The organism is Commensalibacter communis, assembly GCF_947179105.1.
Taxonomy (GTDB): domain Bacteria; phylum Pseudomonadota; class Alphaproteobacteria; order Acetobacterales; family Acetobacteraceae; genus Commensalibacter; species Commensalibacter communis.
The window spans coordinates 800036-817470 of the sequence record NZ_CAMXCK010000001.1 but is presented as its reverse complement, the minus strand read 5'-3'; the positions used below and the strand labels follow the sequence as shown (position 1 = coordinate 817470).

Sequence of the window (17435 nt, the reverse complement as noted above, 5' to 3'; positions counted from 1 at the left end):
AGATCATTATTGATTAAGGGTATGAGGTAATGATGATATCTGAAAAAATCAGAGTTTCACTAAGAAATGAAATAACTAATTTTCATTTATGTGCAGATCTAAATTCTATTGAACAAAAATTGAATAGCTATATAAAAAGGCTTATACCCAAAATTAATAGTCAAGACTTAAATAATTGGCGAGTTTTAATTTTAATTGTGATTCGTAATACAGATGCGATTGGTATCTTCAAACGATCAAGACGATACCCGTCAGATCATACGTATGAAATGTCTATTTCTATTCCAATCCCAGACGAACAACAGGCATCCTATGGTTCTCACAAAGCTAGTATAGGCTTTTTTAACGCCTTAAATGATAAATTCTATATTTTAGAACCTAATTTTAAGGATTATTATCGTTTAGACTAATATACGACAGAATCTGCAAAGAGAGCTATTAATCTACTGCTTGTAAAATGAGTTACATGTGGTGGAAAGAAAATCAAACTACAAGAATAATTATGAATAACTTGGCATCTAATCAAAATGAATATAGAATATCATCCTAAAAATTTAAATGGCTATGACATTATCGAATCTTTGCCGACACCTTTGATTGTCATAGATGATTCATTTAATATCGTTTATATTAATGGTGCCACCGAAGATTTTTTGATGGTATCTAAGAAAAATATTCAACAAAGCTCTTTATACTCTTTCTTTCCCAATGCACATGCTGTTTCAGAACTGATTAAAAAAGTTCAATCGAAAAAAAGAGGGATTGTTGAGTATGAAGTAGAAATTTTCACATATAACCAAGCCATCAAAGAAATAACGTTATATATTGCACCATTTATAAAAAATAAAAAATTTATCACATTAACAATTCATGATTACTCTATTGTAAAAACCATAGAGGAAAAAGCTAGTTTTCATAAAGTATCAAGAAGCGTCGCCAATATGGCTGCCTTGCTGGCGCATGAAATAAAAAACCCATTATCTGGAATCAAAGGAGCAGCACAGTTACTTGAAAAATCTTTATATATAGAGGATCAAGAGCTCACAACATTGATTTGTGACGAAGTTGAAAGAATTAAAAATCTAGTTGACCGCACGGCAATTTTTTACAATCAAAAACTTCAGATCAGCGATGTAAATATTTATTCTGTATTGGCTCATGTCAAGAAAATTGCCGAAAATGGATTTGCATCTTTTGTTCAAATTAAGACTATATACGATCCATCCTTACCATTAATTAAAGCAGACAAAGATCTATTGATCCAAGTCTTTATTAACCTTATTAAAAACGCGGCACAAGCTATAGGTAACAACCGTACAGATGGTGAAATTACTTTGATTATTGGATATGAACCTAATCTTATTATGAATATCGTAAAAACGAAGAAAAGAGTCACATCACCGTTGATGATCGTTATTCGAGATAATGGGCCTGGTATTCCTGAATCCATTAAACATCGTTTATTTGAGCCATTCGTCAGCGGTAGGCCAAATGGAACAGGACTTGGATTGGCTCTGTGTGGTAAAATTATCAACGACCATGGTGGTATTATTGATATTCATAGCCAAAAAGGAAAAACTGATATAAAAATATATCTTCCTCTTACTAGCTGTTAATCCTTGGATATTATTTATTAATGCTGCACAACACCCCAACAATTTTAGTTGCTGATGACGATCGTTCTATTCGTACCGTATTAAAACAAGCGTTAATACGTGCAAAATATCATGTTGAAATAACAGATAATGCAACCGAATTATGGAAATGGATCTGCGCTGGAAAAGGGGACGTTGTGATTACTGACGTGTCAATGCCTGACAAAAATATCTTCGAGATTATTCCTAAAATTAAAGAAACTAAGCCCAACCTTCCTATTATTGTTATTAGTGCCTTATCCACTTTGTCAACGGCCCTTCAAGCTGAACAAGAGGAAGTGTTTGACTATTTACCTAAACCTTTTGATTTAGATAAATTATTAAATACAGTGCAACATGCTTTGAACCATGTAAAAAACAATATAAAAAATCATGAACTAGAAGAAAAACTTCCTTTAGTTGGAAAATCAATCGCGATGCAAAATATTTATCGCATGATTGCTAGACTAATTAATTCAAACTTGAGTGTCATTCTTTCAGGTGAGAGCGGTACAGGAAAAGAATCTGTTGCGAAAACTTTACATCACTACGGCAATAGGCGTAATTTCCCATTCATCACTTTGAATATGTCCGCAATGAGCGTGGCTGAAATTGAAAACAAATTATTTGGACACGAAGAAAAAGGACAATGGCAGCCAGGATATTTGGAACAAGACAACAAAGGTACTATATTTATTGATGAAATCAATGAGATGCCTTTGGATATTCAAACGCGTTTATTGAATATCTTAGAAAATAATACGGATACTATGCATTCTATACAAAATAAATCGATGCGTATTATTGCTGCAACGCGTCTTAATTTATTCGAATTAGTACAAAAACAACAATTTAGAGAAGAATTATATCATCGTTTAAATGTTATCTCTGTGCACATCCCTCCTTTAAAAGAGAGAACAGAAGATATTCCTTTGTTAATAGAACATTTCCTTCATGAAAATTCGAGTTCTACAACATTATCAGAACAAGCAATTGCACTTTTAAAAGATTATCATTGGCCAGGCAATGTCCGTGAATTACAAAATCTAATTCTAAGATTAGTGACTTTTTATCCCAATCAAATTGTCCAAGAAGATCTTATTTTACCAAATCTGGAAAAGAAACCTTATCAACATCAAGAAATTGGTTGCTTGCCTTTATCAGCTTTAATAAAGAATCATATTCGTCGATATTTTTCTGAGAACAAAGGGTTACCAATTAATAAATTATATGCTCAAATGCTAGCAGAGGTTGAAAAACCATTAATAGAGCAAACTTTGATAGAAACAGAAAGTAATCAAATTAAGGCGGCTGCTATCTTAGGGATCAACAGAAATACATTGCGAAAAAAAATAAAAGATTTCAATATTATTCATAAATAGAAACAAAAGGTTGAATGTGTCAAAAAAAACTAATTATGCGTCGGTTTTACGCATTATTGAAAAACTTTCCGGTCGAAAAGCAACAATTATTTTAGTTGCCTTGGCTTTGCTTTTTGGCATAGTTACATTTGTTATCTTGTCAGGCGGTATTGTCACTTCACATAAACATCATATACAACTTATTATCACCCTATTAAATCTATCTGTTCTGTTATTACTAGTGACCGCTTTATTTATACGCATCATGCGTTTAATAGTCGAGCGCCGCAAGGGCATGGCAGGGTCTAAGATTCATGTGAAGTTGGTTGTTCTATTTGGCATTATTTCTATTATTCCCACGATCTTAGTCGGTGTTTTTGCAACTATTTTGTTTCATTATGGCATTCAAATCTGGTTTAGTAATCGTGTCAGCACTGCCTTAAATGAGGCTCTACAAGCTTCAAGAGGATATTTGCAAGAACATAATGCAAACATCCGCACAGAGGCTTTTTCTTTGGCAAATTATATTCAAGGAATGCAAAATAACCTCGCCCAAGAAGGTCAAAACCTGTTTGAGGACAGCAACGTTTTGGATCAAATCCTCGATTCACAAGCGACCTTGAGGGGATTGAACGCTGCAATTGTTTATAATCCTGCAACTCAAAAAATTGTCGCTTCGGGTGGATTATTAAACAATGTATCTTATATCAAAAACCTACCTCGTACAACCACCAGCTTTATGTCGCATAATGATGTTGCCATCCTTGATTCATCAGATAAGGAAACAGTAAGGGCGGCGATTTCCATAAGCGACACACCATCTTTAATGTTATTAATCATCAGACCTGTTGACCCAACCATTTTGAATCATATGTATAAAACGGAAAAAGTTGTCAACCAATACAACGTCTTAAATTCCAAACAATCACAAATACAAATTATGTTTGTTATTATTTTTGGATTGGTTGCATTGTTGGTTTTAGCTGCTGCGGTATTACTAGGATTATATTTAGCCAATCAAATTGCGCGCCCTGTGGGATTATTAACCCTTGCAGCGAAAAAAGTTAGTGAAGGTGATCTGAATGTCAGTGTTCCTGAACGTGACAAAGATGATGAACTTACCGATCTATCACGCACATTTAACAAGATGACTAACCAATTATCTGTTCAACGTACAGAACTTATTGAGGCCAACAAGCAAATTGATGATCGCAGACGTTTTACCGAGGCTGTATTATTTGGCGTGTCTAGTGGTGTGATTGGTCTGGATAAACAAATGACTATTGAATTACCGAATCGATCAGCAAATCAACTATTAAATGCTGATTTATTCAACCATATCGGTCAAAAAATTACAGATATTGTTCCAGAGTTTACAGAATTTTTGCTTAAGAATGCCGACAGAGCACAGCAATCCAAACAAGAAGAAATACAAATTCAAACGCCATCTGGTAGTCGAGTTTTATTAGTACAAATCGGTCCTGAAATCGGAGGGTCAGAGATTGAAGGATTTGTTATTACATTTGATGATATTACAGAATTACAATCAGCCCAAAGAAAAGCAGCTTGGGCAGATATTGCCAGAAGAATTGCCCATGAAATTAAAAACCCTCTGACACCTATACAATTAGCAGCAGAGCGTTTAAAAAGACGCTTTCTCAAAGAAATTCAATCTGATAGTCAAATATTTAGTCAATGTATCGACACAATTGTTCGCCATGTTGGCGATATTGGCAGGATGGTTGATGAATTTTCGTCTTTTGCACGAATGCCACAACCTGTCATGAGCAAGAATAATCTATCAACTATTGTGAGAGATACGTTAATATTGCAGCAAAATGCACATTCGGAAATCAAATATCATATCGAACTACCAAATCAAGGACCTTATTTGGATTGCGATCAAAGATTAATCGGACAAGCATTAACGAACTTGTTTCAAAATGCCGCAGATGCTATTAGTATGTTAAATAAATGTGATAATATTGAAACAGCTATTGCAGGAAACATATGGGTTCAGGTAAAAGAGACTGAAAAAGAGATATGCATATTTGTAACAGATGACGGGATTGGTTTGCCACGAGAAGATAGATTACGTTTGACAGAACCTTATGTCACCCATAAACCTAAGGGAACAGGATTAGGTCTTGCTATTGTAAAGAAAATTATGGAAGATCATAAAGGAACCTTACAACTAAGAGACCGTGCCGAAGGAAAAGGTACAACATCAATTTTGGCTTTTCAAAGATGAGGATAATATGGCGCATGAAATTCTAATCGTTGATGATGAACCTGATATCAGGTTGCTTATCGAAGGAATTTTACAAGATGAAGGATACTCAACACGTCTTGCAGGGGATGCTGATGCTGCAATAAGTGCTTTTCATGCACGAAGACCGTCTTTAGTCATTTTGGATATTTGGTTACAAGGTTCCAGAATGGATGGTTTAGAGATTCTTAAATTAATCCAAAATGAGAAACCCGCCGTCCCAACGATCATGATCTCAGGTCACGGAACAATTGAAACTGCAGTTTCTGCACTACAATTTGGTGCGTATGATTTTATTGAAAAGCCATTCACATCAGATCATTTACTTGTCGTTGTGCGTCGGGCATTAGAGAGTGCAAGACTTGCACAAGAAAATGCTGAATTACGAGTTCGCAGTGGCGTTGCAATGCAACTGGATGGACAAAGCCAAGCTATTAGCGTTCTCAAAAGCCAAATTGATAAAGTAGCCCCAACAGGTTCAAGAGTTCTGATTACTGGTGCACCAGGCACGGGTAAAGAAATTGCAGCACGATCCATTCATAATTTATCTAAACGTGCATATGGTCCTTTTCTTGTTTTAAATTGTGCGACTTTGTCTCCCAACCGCTTCGAAGAAGAGCTGTTTGGTATTGAGGGAACACCTGATGGTACGCAACAACGTAGAACAGGTGTTTTGGAAAGAGCGCATGGCGGTACACTAGTACTGGATGAAGTGGCAGATATGCCTCTTGAAACTCAAGGGAAAATCGTCAGAGCCTTGCAAGACCAAACATTCCAACGTGTTGGTGGGTCAGCAAGAGTTAAAGTCGATGTAAGGGTCATCGCAACCACAAACAGAGATCTAAACGTTGAAATTGGAGCTGGTAATTTTAGAGAAGATTTATATTACCGCCTCGCAGTTGTTCCTTTGAAACTGCCAAGTTTAAAAGATAGACGCGAAGACATTCCTGAACTTGCAAAGTTATTTTTACAAAATTGTGCAGAATTGACAGGTCTTCCCCAAATTGACTTATCAGCCGACGCTTTGACAACATTACAAACTTATGAATGGCCCGGTAACGTTCGCGAATTACGCAATTTAATGGAACGGCTATTAATTATGATGCCCGGTAATGTAAACGAAGCTATACGCACAGATATGCTACCTAATAATATTGGGCAAAATGCCCCCAGCCTATTAAAAATTGATACACAAACCGACATTATCAGCCTTCCTTTAAGAGAGGCTAGAGACTTATTTGAAACGCAATATTTACAAGCACAACTCATGCGATTTGGTGGGAATATCAGTCGTACTGCGGGGTTTGTTGGTATGGAACGAAGCGCCCTACATCGTAAGCTGAAACAACTTGGGGTAACCTCTTCAGAGGAAAAAAATAATAATACTAACATGAATAATAATAACAATTAATTTATAGGGTCGAACTGTGTCAAAAGATAATTATCAAAATATTCAAGATGTTTTTTTAAATCAGTTAAGAAAATCTAAAGTGTCCGTGACTGTTTTCTTGGTCAATGGGGTTAAATTACAAGGGATAGTATCAGGATTTGATAATTTCTCTATTCTACTAAGAAGAGATAGCCACGCTCAACTGGTATATAAACATGCAGTCAGCACCATTATGCCTGCAACCCCTATACAACTCCCTTTTAACACCCCAGAAGAAAAATAGAAAGAAATTACTGAATGACAAATTCTGATTCAACTCATCAAAATGCTCGCGCAGCAGTTATTGTTCCTTGGGATGTTTCAAATCGTCAATCAAGTAATCGAAATTCTCAATCTAGACTTGAAGAGGCAATCGGTTTGGCTTCTTCTATTCGTTTAGAGATTTCGCATACTGAAATTATAAATCTACGCTCTTATCGTTCTGCAACGTTGATAGGGCAGGGGCATATAGAACAACTCAAAGATTCTATTATATCTAATGATATTGAAATTGCTATTTTTGATACTAGATTAAGCCCAATCCAACAACGTAACTTAGAAAAAGCGTTAGACTGCAAAGTCATCGATCGTACAGCTTTAATTCTTGATATATTCGGTGAACGTGCTCAAACGAAAGAGGGGACATTACAAGTCGAACTAGCTCATCTACAATATCAGCGAAGTCGTCTAGTAAGGTCATGGACACATTTAGAACGTCAACGTGGTGGCTTTGGTTTTATGGGTGGACCAGGCGAGACGCAGATCGAAGCAGATAGACGACTTATCGATGAAAGAATTATTCGCCTAAAAAAAGATTTAGAGCAAGTTCGACGTACCCGAGGGTTGCATCGTAAATCAAGACAAAAAGTACCCTTTCCAATTGTAGCGCTAATTGGATATACGAACGCTGGAAAGTCAACTTTATTTAACAATTTAACCGGGGCTGATGTCCATGCTCAGGATCAGTTATTTGCAACACTCGATCCCACCATGAGAAAGCTGCAGCTTCCTTCTGGTAAAACAATTATTTTATCAGATACCGTTGGTTTCATTAGTGACCTGCCAACAGAATTAATTGCTGCTTTTAGAGCAACGCTTGAAGAAACTGCGGAAGCTGATATTATTTTGCATGTCAGAGATATTTCACATCCTGAAACAACAGAACAACGCCAAGATGTGTTTTCTGTTTTAGATACGATGGTCAAGGATCAAATTTTAGAAGCTGATTGGCGCAAAAATACTATTGAAGTTTTAAATAAAGTTGACTTGACCGATATTAATACAATAGTTGATAAGCCTTCTGACTATATTGGCATTTCAGCATTAACAGGCAAAAATCTGCCTGCTTTGATCCAACTGATTGATAATCGGCTAGCTAAATTGATGGAAAAAGTAAATTATACAATTTCAATTAAAGACGGTGCTGCATTATCATGGCTTTATAATCATGGTGAGATTTTAGAGCGTAATGATGATGAAAACACCATTACTTTGTTTGTCAGATTATCCCCAGCAAACAAAGCACGTTTTGAACAAATATACTCTTATTAATAATGTAATTTAGCCTCAAAAATTCGATGAACTTTGCAAGGCTCTGGCACAATACGTTCAATTAAATTACGCATTCCTTTATTATCTTCTAAAATCCATCCTAATTCGATCATTTTATAAGATAATAATTCACCACGATTGAATAACTCATCAATTACAAGTGATGGCATCAAAGCACCCATAGCCGTATCACGAATTGAGTGACTGATACCTAACAATATTACGCGCGCAGACTGAATTTGATGGCGTAACACTTTGTAACCAATTTTTGCCCAACCTAATAGTGAAGGGGTCGGACCGATATTTTTTGACAAATCGTAAATATTAGGAATAACCAAAGCAACGGCAACAGGCATCTTATTTTGCTCAACCAATACATAGTTTTCAGGTCGTAGCATAGATTTCAAATCTCTGATTAAAATCGACATTTCTGTTGGAGTTAGAGGTACAAATCCCCAAGTATTGTTCCATGCATCATTATAAAGTTGACGCAGAATTTCACCATCTCGCGAGATTTCTTTCATATTTAATTTACGAGTCGTAATATTGCCTAGACGACTAGAACCCATTTTTAATCCTGAAGGGATTTTATGTGCTTTTCGAGCTTTTTCACCCATAATCATCTGATAAGAAACTAAATCCATCACTTTTGATAGACCAGAAGATTCAATATGTTTTCCCAAGTATTCTGGATGCCATGGCATTGCAATCATCGGAGGATCTTTTTGCCCTTTGACCATTGTCCCTGCTTCTGAATTAACATTCAAAGTATAAGGCCCTCTGATTTTTTCCATCCCATGTTTTCTAAGCCATTGGCTAGCAGCATTAATTAATTGTTGCACCACTTCTACGTCATCAATTGCATCTAAAGCACCAAATAAACCGATTGGCTCTTTCCACTGACGCAAAGCATTAGGATCTACTTGTGCGGAAATACGTCCAACTGGCTTATTGTCTTTATATGCAAGAAAATATTGTGCTGTGCCATATCTGAAAAAGGCTGATTTTTTTGGGTGTAATAAACTGGTTTCTTCAAAATCCAAAGGTGGAATATAATCTGGAAAATGGCTATATATTAAACGTGGTAAACGAATAAAAATGTCCAGTTGTTTTGCATTACGTACAGGAAAAACTTCAATATTATTCGATTCAACGGAAATTACAGACATCAGAAAACCATTATTTTAATTAAGTCAAAAATGAATTTTATATTTTTTAAATTTGAAAAAAGGAAAATTATAAAATTACTCGTTACATGTTATATAAAGGTTTTTTATTCTTATAGATATAATTTTATAAAAAAAAATTAAAAACCATAAATTAAAGGAAACTCTATTGCCTCAATCATCAGATTCAATTCTAATAACAGGTGCAACAAGTGGTATTGGTCAAGCGCTCGCGCTTTTTTACGCCAAACCGGGAACTAAACTTTTTTTATGGGGGCGTTCTGATACAAAATTACAAGAAACTGCACAACGATGTAAAGATAAAGGAGCTATTGTTCTTACTTACCCGATTGACTTAACGAATCCTATTTCCGCGGTAACAATGCTCCACGAAATAATACAAAAATTCACCATTAATATGGCTATCCTCGCCGCAGGGTCAGGTGATATTAAAGCAGAACAAGATATATTAGAATCTCAAAAAACACTCTATGATTTAGCTCAGCTTAACTATGTTACCCCAAGTTTAATGGGAAATTTGTTAGCTCAATATATGATACAAAAGGACATCAAGGGTAAAATCATATTTATAAGCTCTGTCGCTGGTTTTCACTCTTTACCTTTCGCAACTGCTTATAGCAGCTCTAAAGCAGGATTAACTCGATTCAGCGATTCTTTGAGGCTTGCCGTAAAAAAGTGGAAAATCCAAGTTACGTTGGTTGTTCCAGGATTTATTGATACTCCAATGAGCCAACGTCTTGAATGTGATAAACCATTTTTAATGCCTCTTGATAAAGCTGTTCAGCAAATAACCGAGGCTATTTCCGAAGGTAAAAAAGAATTAATTCTCCCAAAAGTTTTCAAACTCTTAAAATGGATCGATCTAATAGCACCAAGTTTTCTAAGGGATTTTATTTTATCTCGGATCAAAGTCAAACAAGATTAATCATCAAGCGTTAATGGAGGTCCGGGAGGGAATTGAACCCCCGTAAACGGATTTGCAATCCGCTGCATGAGCCACTCTGCCACCGGACCATGAACGCTTGATAACAGCATATATCATCTACTATACTAAAAAGGTCAAGTAAAAAATGTATGAAACTTTACTTTTCATTCATAAGGGTTTCATGGTATTTAAACACAGCACGTTATTAAAGATTTTAGGAAACAATGAATCACTCTCATTTTGATTTTGCTCAAGCACGACAGAATATGGTTGAAAATCAACTTCGTCCTGCTGAGGTAAACCATACACAACTTACCGAAATTATGCGCGCTTTACCCCGCGAAGAATGTGTTAAACCATCACAACGTGAGATGGCGTATGCAGATATCAACTTACCCCTGTCTCATAATCGCTTTCTAAGTGAACCCAGAGTCATTGCACGCCTAGTACAATTAGCTGATATTCATCCTAATGAAAAAGTATTAATTGTTGGCGCATCAACTGGATATCTATCAGCAATTATTCAATTATTAGAAGCCGATATTTTTGCAGTTGAAGAAAATGAAGAACTTTCTTTGCAAGGGCAAGATTTTTGCAAAAAATATGCTGATCGTGTGCATTGGCATACAGGTAAATTATCTGAAGGATACCCAGAATCAAAACCATTTGATGTTATTATTATTGATGGTGCTGTGTCTGAAATTCCAAGCAAACTCATTGATCAACTCGCACAAAATGGTCGAATTGTCACTGTTCTTAGAAAAGAAGACCAAGCTAGCCAGGCAGTAAAAATCGAAAAAACAACGAATGGTCTTGCAACAATTTCTTGTTTTTATGCAAGTCTACCTTTATTACAAGAACTAAAAGACTAAAACTATAAAGAATTTGATAGAAAGTTGCTGTGATGATTAAATGTCGATATCTTGGTATAAGCTTATTCAGTTTTTTGTTAAGCACAACAGCGGCTTGGGCACAAAATTATGATGGTTCTGGCGCTCCAAATTTTGTTCCTCATACCTTAGAAGAGGCATTATCAACAGCTTATCTAACCAATCCAGAGTTACAACAAGAACGTGCAGTATTAAGGGCAACAGATGAAGGGGTTTCCCAAGCCCATGCCGGATGGCGACCTACAATTCAGACATCTCTTGGTGGTTCTATAACAAAAGGATCCTCGGTCGGGTCATCTGATTACAATCAAAATGGACAAATAGTTCAAGGCGCAGACTCGATTCAATCTGCAGATGGACAACTAGGGTATCAAGCTCAAGTTTCTATATCACAACCTATTTATCAAGGCGGTAAAACAACCGCTAAAACGCATCAGGCTGTTAATGCAGTTATGTCAGAACGTGCTAAACTTCTTTCAACTGAACAGAAAGTTTTTCAAAGGGTTGTTAAGGCTTATGTTGGCGTTATTCAAGCTCAACAATTATTACAAATTAATATCAACAACGAAAAAATACTTGCTGAACAGGCCAAAGCGACACAACAACGCTTCAACCTAGGCGAGATTACACGCACAGACACAGCCCAAGCAGAGGCTGCTCTTGCTGATGCACGCGCTAGGCGTCAAACAGCTGATGGTAACCTAAGAGACGCCGAAGCAACGTACACTCAAGTTGTTGGAATTGCGCCCCCTCCAAATTTGAAGCCACCACAACCTTTAATCCTACCTGTCAAAACAGAACAAGAAGCAATCGCTATTGCAGCTTCAAATAATCCAGATGTTATTACAGCTTTGTTTACAGAAGCTTCACAAAAAGCAGCCGTAAATGTCGCTATTTCCGAGATTATGCCGAAAGTTAACGCGAATTTACAATATCAAAGGATGAAAGACCAAGGTGTAGGTCGGAACCAAATGGATAGCAAAATGGGCACATTACAAATGACCATGCCTATCTATCAAAGTGGTTCTGAATATTCTGCCATTCGCCAAGCAAAGCAACAAGTACAAGCTGCACATAGACAAGTTAGCACTCAAAGACGATTGGCTACGCAATTAGCTTCCAGTAATTGGCAAAAATTCCTTGCCGCAAAAGCTTCAATTGGCAGTAATCGTTCTGCAATTGCAGCCAATATTGTCGCGCTGGCTGGCGTTGAAAAACAAGCCGTCGTTGGAACAAGTACGACTTTGGAGATGCTGCAACAACAACAAACGTTATTAAACTCACAAACAACACTTATTCAAAATCTTGGCACGATGGTCACAGCCTCTTATGACGTTGCTGCTGCCATGGGACGGTTAACCGCTCAAGACTTGAAATTAAATGTTCCCCATTATGATTATACTGCGTATTATAACGCTGTGAAAAACAGATGGTGGGGTATGAATGATTATGCCCAAGATCAACCTGGCCGTTAATATCTTAATTTTCACCTCATTTTAGTGCATCATATTATCCAATGTTAGAGAAAAAATTTAATCCTTCCGCTGTTGAAAACGATCTTTATCACCTTTGGGAGGAGTCTGGTTTTTTCTCGGCTAATCCTGAACAAAAAGATAAAAAACCATTTACAATTATGATTCCACCACCTAACGTGACGGGAACATTGCATATGGGACATGCATTGACCATGACCTTACAAGATACCTTAATCCGTTGGCGGCGTATGCAAGGTTATGATGTATTGTGGCAACCAGGCACCGATCATGCTGGGATTTCTACGCAACTTGTTGTTGATCGTAAGCTAAGCGAAAAAGGCATTGATCGTAAATCGATAGGACGTGACGAATTTATCAAGCATGTTTGGGAATGGAAGGCTGAATCTGGTGGGGAAATAACCAAACAATTACGTAGGTTAGGGGCATCTCTTGATTGGAAAAGAGAACGCTTTACAATGGATGAAGGCTTATCAGAAGCTGTTAAGAGAGTTTTTGTAACCCTTTATCGTGAAGGGTTAATTTACCAAGATAAACGTCTTGTCAATTGGGATCCTGTATTTCGTTCTGCTGTATCTGATCTCGAAGTTGAGAGCAAAGAAGTTAATGGTCACCTTTGGTATATTCATTATCCGATAGAAAATAGTGATCAGATTATTACCATTGCAACCACTCGCCCCGAAACAATGTTAGGGGACGTCGCTGTTGCTGTTCATCCTGAAAACGCAAAATACAAACATCTTGTGGGTAAAAATATTGTCTTACCACTAACGGGGCGTTTAATTCCGATCATTGCAGATGAATATTCTGATCCAGAAAAAGGAACAGGTGCAGTTAAAATTACACCAGCTCATGATTTTAACGATTTTGAAGTTGGACGTAGGCATGATCTTAAATTGATCACGATTTTAGATGAAAGTGCAGCGATTGATATTAGCGAATTATCGGAAAACGAGAAGACAGAGTTTGTTCTTTCATTGGCAGGCTTACCAAGGGATAAAGCAAGAAAACAAATTATTGCAGAGCTTGAGAGACTAGAGATTCTCGAAAAAGCTGAACCGCATCGCAATCAAGTGCCACATGCAGAAAGAGGTGGTGCAATTATTGAGCCACGCTTAACAACACAATGGTATTGTGATGCTCCGACTTTAGCAAAACCTGCAATAGAAGCCGTACAAACGAGCAAAATCAAATTTGTTCCTAAACAATGGGAAAATACATATTTCGCTTGGATGCGTGATTTACAACCTTGGTGTATCAGTCGTCAATTATGGTGGGGTCACCAAATCCCAGCATGGTATGGCCCTGATAATCATGTCTTTGTTGCATATGATGAAAATGAAGCCAAAGAACAAGCTTTCAAACATTATGGCAAAGAAGAAATTTTACGCCGTGACGAAGATGTATTGGATACTTGGTTCTCTTCTGCATTATGGCCTTTTTCAACCTTGGGTTGGCCAAATGACACTGCTGAATTAAGCAGGTATTATCCTGGAAACGTGCTTATTACTGGATTTGATATTATTTTCTTCTGGGTTGCCAGAATGATGATGATGGGCACACATTTTATGAAAGAGATTCCGTTCGAGACGGTATATCTTCATGGTCTTGTTCGTGATGAAAAAGGACAAAAAATGTCCAAAACCAAAGGCAACGGTATTGATCCTTTGGAAGTTATTGACGAGTTCGGTGCAGATGCGATGCGCTTTACTGTCTGTGCATTAACAGGTCCAGGGCGTGATATTAAACTTGGCAAAAAACGTATTGAAGAATATCGTTCATTCATTACCAAAATCTGGAATGCTGCGCGTTTCTGTGAAATGAATGAGGTTAAATACGATCCTAGTTTCTCAACAAACGATGTTAAGCTTTCTTTAAACCGTTGGATTTTGGGTGAGTTATCTCAAGCCATTACGGATGCGACTTCAGCTTTAGAAGCATTCCGTTACGATGAATATGCTTCTGTTTGTTATCATTTCACTTGGGATAAATTTTGTGACTGGTTCTTGGAATTTGCAAAAGCTGCTTTTCAAAACGAAGACCAATCCATTGTTCAAGAAACAAGAGCCGTTGCCGCACTAGTATTAAAAACGCTTTTACAAATCTTGCATCCTGTGGTTCCATTTGTTACTGAAACATTATGGCATGAATTTAATTTTGGTCAAAAAGGAACATTGATGGTGTCCTCATGGCCAGATGCAACTCCATTTGCAACAGTTAAAACAAAAGAATCTTCAGAAGAAATAGATTGGGTAATTCGTTTTATTAGCGACATTAGAACGTTAAGGGCTGAAATGAATGTTCCGCCTGCTAAATTTATTTCTGCCTATTTAAAAGATGCAAATATTAATACCTTACATTATGCAACTATTTGGGGTGATGCGATCAAACGGATGGCTCGAGTGGATTCAATAGAACCGTTGCAAGGTGATTTACCTAAAGATTCCGCACAAACCATCGTGAATGAAGCAACTGTTATTTTACCTTTGGCTGATATTATTGACATCGATGCTGAAAAGGCACGTTTGAGTAAAGAATTAGACAAAATCGCTGATGAGCTAACAAAATTAAATACTAAATTATCGAATGAAAATTTCATACAAAAAGCTCGACCTGAAATTATAGAAGAGAGTCGGGAACGGTTAACTCAACTCACCCATGATAAAGAACGTGTTGAGTTAGCATTAAAACACTTCAAATAAGAAGAAATAACTGAATAATTAAAAATAGCTGTTGAAAAATATCATTCAACAGCTATTTTTTTAATAAGAAGCAATTTTATTACTCAGATTAAGGAATGAACAATGAATCAGAAAGATGAAAATCTAGAAACTGTTGTTGTTGGCGGAGGATGCTTTTGGTGCGTCGAAGCAATGTTGAGCCAATTTAAGGGAATTAAAGAAATCTTACCTGGTTATGCAGGTGGACATACAGAAAACCCAACCTATAAACAAGTATATACTGACCAAACAGGACATGCCGAAGTGGTCAAAATTACTTTTGATACGTGTTTAATCATGCTTGAAGACATTTTTCGTGTTTTCTTTTTAACACATGATCCTACGACATTAAATGCCCAAGGCGCAGATGTTGGCACACGATACCGTTCAATTATTCTTCCCGCTGATGAAGAGCAAGAGAAAGCGGCAATTTTAATCAAGAATGAAATTGAGAAAGCAGGTATTTGGGATAAACCGATTGTTACTGAAATTACTAAATTAGAGCATTTTTATCCAGCAGAAATCGAGCATAAAAATTATTTTGAATTGCACCCCGAGGCTGCTTATTGCCAAGCAGTCATTGCCCCCAAGGTGCTTAAAGTTCGTAAAGAATTTACTGATTATTTAAAAAAATAACAACTTATTCTTTTACGTTTTTATCGTCTTCATCAAGGAAGAATTGATCTGATTCTTCATCAAAATCGAATATCTCGGCATAACGTGCCCACCCAATAATGGTGGAGAGCGTTTGCCTTGCATATTCTGGAGACATTGTGTCTTTTAATTCATCTCTAAATCGCTCTGCGCTGGCTTTATGATTAGAACGCTCATCCAACACGCTGCGAATAGCACGAATAAGAGTAACATTTTTCACAACACTGCGTCTGAAAATATCTTTACGTTCTTCGATTTCGGAATGAGCCAACTCTTTGCCAAGCTCGGTCAGAATAATATCACCCTCTGCCATGTCAGCAAAACCAAGCATTTGAAGCGTTTCGCCAATCGGCAATAGATCGTCCAATTCCATCTGTAAACTTTGAGCAAGTTTCGGTAAATCAGCACGCCCCTTATAAGGTTCTGCAAGCAAAGCTTCGACCATCCCGATCATGAGGTTCATTGACATTGGCGGAATAGAAACAAATTGAGTACTATTCGCTTGTTTGACATCAATATCATTTGGACTAATCTTCGCAGGTTCACGGTGCGTCATTAAAGTATAAATCTTATCAACCAATTGACGAAAAGCAAGATCTTCACGATTACGAGGGTGAGGGAACGTAATCTCCAGCTCATGCGCAACGCTGCCTGGATTTGAAGAAAAGATCAATAACCGATCACACATTAAAACTGCTTCTTCGATACTATGTGTGACAATTAAAATTGACTTAACAGGAAGTTTCTTTTCGACCCATAGCTCGATCAAATCCGTACGTAAATTTTCAGCAGTCAACACATCCAAAGCCGAAAAAGGCTCATCCATTAATAGTAAATCAGGATGCACAACAAGTGCTCTGGCTAAACCAACGCGTTGGCGCATACCACCAGATAATTCTTTCGGATAGGCCTTTTCGTAACCACCTAATCCGATCAAATCAATAGCTTCTTCTGCTAATTGTTCGCGTTCTTTCTTTTGAACACCTTTGGCTTCTAGACCAAGCTGCACATTATCTTGCACCGTTAACCAAGGGAAAAGCGCAAAGGATTGAAAGACCATTGCAATCCCCTCAGCGGGGCCAGACAATAATTGATCCTTCCATCGGACTTCACCTTTTGTAGGTGCTAATAATCCTGCAACAATACGCAATAATGTCGATTTTCCAGAACCTGAGCGTCCTAAAAGCCCAACGATTTCTCCACTTTTAAGCGTAACATTGACATCATCCAACACGACCAATTCAGAATGGTTCTCTTTAGGATAAGATTGTTTACAATTCTTGACCTCGATTAAGGTTTCTTGAGTATTCAGCATATTCATA

At 37.1% G+C, this 17435-nt stretch carries 14 protein-coding genes and 1 tRNA gene; 12 read left to right on the top strand and 3 right to left on the bottom strand.

The window, feature by feature from the left end; all coding sequences use genetic code 11:
* Window positions 1-29: 29 nt before the first annotated feature.
* From imm9 to hflX, 7 genes are all read left to right on the top strand, one after another.
* Window positions 30-410, top strand: coding sequence for an Imm9 family immunity protein (gene imm9 / locus PQG52_RS03825; RefSeq protein ID WP_271827993.1), 381 nt, complete (start codon window positions 30-32; stop codon window positions 408-410).
* Window positions 411-527: 117 nt separating this feature from the next.
* A complete protein-coding gene (locus tag PQG52_RS03820) occupies window positions 528-1616 on the top strand; it encodes a two-component system sensor histidine kinase NtrB (protein WP_271827992.1) in 1089 nt (362 codons plus the stop codon).
* Window positions 1617-1636: 20 nt separating this feature from the next.
* The gene (locus PQG52_RS03815) at window positions 1637-3016 is read left to right on the top strand and encodes a sigma 54-interacting transcriptional regulator (protein ID WP_340222227.1); all 1380 of its coding nucleotides are present in this window, start codon (window positions 1637-1639) and stop codon (window positions 3014-3016) included.
* A 16-nt stretch (window positions 3017-3032) separates the two neighbouring features.
* Window positions 3033-5246: a sensor histidine kinase NtrY-like gene (locus PQG52_RS03810; RefSeq protein WP_271827991.1), complete on the top strand. Its 2214-nt coding sequence runs from the start codon at window positions 3033-3035 to the stop codon at window positions 5244-5246.
* Window positions 5247-5253: 7 nt separating this feature from the next.
* Window positions 5254-6675: a nitrogen assimilation response regulator NtrX gene (gene ntrX / locus PQG52_RS03805; RefSeq protein WP_271828177.1), complete on the top strand. Its 1422-nt coding sequence runs from the start codon at window positions 5254-5256 to the stop codon at window positions 6673-6675.
* Window positions 6676-6691: 16 nt separating this feature from the next.
* The gene (gene hfq, locus PQG52_RS03800; protein WP_271788782.1) at window positions 6692-6937 is read left to right on the top strand and encodes an RNA chaperone Hfq; all 246 of its coding nucleotides are present in this window, start codon (window positions 6692-6694) and stop codon (window positions 6935-6937) included.
* Between the two features lie 14 nt (window positions 6938-6951).
* Window positions 6952-8244, top strand: a complete 1293-nt coding sequence (gene hflX / locus PQG52_RS03795; protein ID WP_271827990.1) for a GTPase HflX — start codon at window positions 6952-6954, stop codon at window positions 8242-8244.
* Here hflX and PQG52_RS03790 read toward each other — a convergent pair.
* On the bottom strand, window positions 8241-9413 hold the full coding sequence (locus tag PQG52_RS03790) for a hypothetical protein (protein WP_271827988.1): 1173 nt from the start codon (window positions 9411-9413) through the stop codon (window positions 8241-8243). The genes hflX and PQG52_RS03790 overlap by 4 nt on opposite strands.
* 166 nt (window positions 9414-9579) lie before the next feature.
* Between PQG52_RS03790 and PQG52_RS03785 the strand changes: the two genes are divergently transcribed.
* Entirely contained in the window at window positions 9580-10356 is a 777-nt protein-coding gene (locus tag PQG52_RS03785; RefSeq protein ID WP_271827987.1) for an SDR family NAD(P)-dependent oxidoreductase, read from the top strand.
* Window positions 10357-10370: 14 nt separating this feature from the next.
* On the opposite strand, the gene PQG52_RS03780 is transcribed toward PQG52_RS03785, so the two are convergent.
* A tRNA-Cys gene (locus PQG52_RS03780) sits at window positions 10371-10445 on the bottom strand.
* A 135-nt stretch (window positions 10446-10580) separates the two neighbouring features.
* Here PQG52_RS03780 and PQG52_RS03775 point away from each other — a divergent pair.
* The 4 genes from PQG52_RS03775 to msrA all read left to right on the top strand — a co-directional run bounded on the left by PQG52_RS03775 (window position 10581) and on the right by msrA (window position 16095).
* Complete coding sequence (locus PQG52_RS03775) at window positions 10581-11228, top strand: protein-L-isoaspartate O-methyltransferase family protein (protein WP_271827986.1); 648 nt, start codon at window positions 10581-10583, stop codon at window positions 11226-11228.
* A gap of 32 nt (window positions 11229-11260) precedes the next feature.
* Complete coding sequence (locus tag PQG52_RS03770) at window positions 11261-12721, top strand: TolC family outer membrane protein (RefSeq protein ID WP_271788787.1); 1461 nt, start codon at window positions 11261-11263, stop codon at window positions 12719-12721.
* Between the two features lie 41 nt (window positions 12722-12762).
* Window positions 12763-15441, top strand: coding sequence for a valine--tRNA ligase (locus PQG52_RS03765; protein ID WP_271827985.1), 2679 nt, complete (start codon window positions 12763-12765; stop codon window positions 15439-15441).
* A gap of 102 nt (window positions 15442-15543) precedes the next feature.
* Window positions 15544-16095: a peptide-methionine (S)-S-oxide reductase MsrA gene (gene msrA / locus PQG52_RS03760; protein ID WP_271827984.1), complete on the top strand. Its 552-nt coding sequence runs from the start codon at window positions 15544-15546 to the stop codon at window positions 16093-16095.
* A gap of 4 nt (window positions 16096-16099) precedes the next feature.
* Here the strand turns inward: msrA and PQG52_RS03755 are convergent, their stop codons facing one another.
* A complete protein-coding gene (locus tag PQG52_RS03755; protein ID WP_271827983.1) occupies window positions 16100-17434 on the bottom strand; it encodes an ABC transporter ATP-binding protein in 1335 nt (444 codons plus the stop codon).
* Window position 17435: the final 1 nt, after the last annotated feature.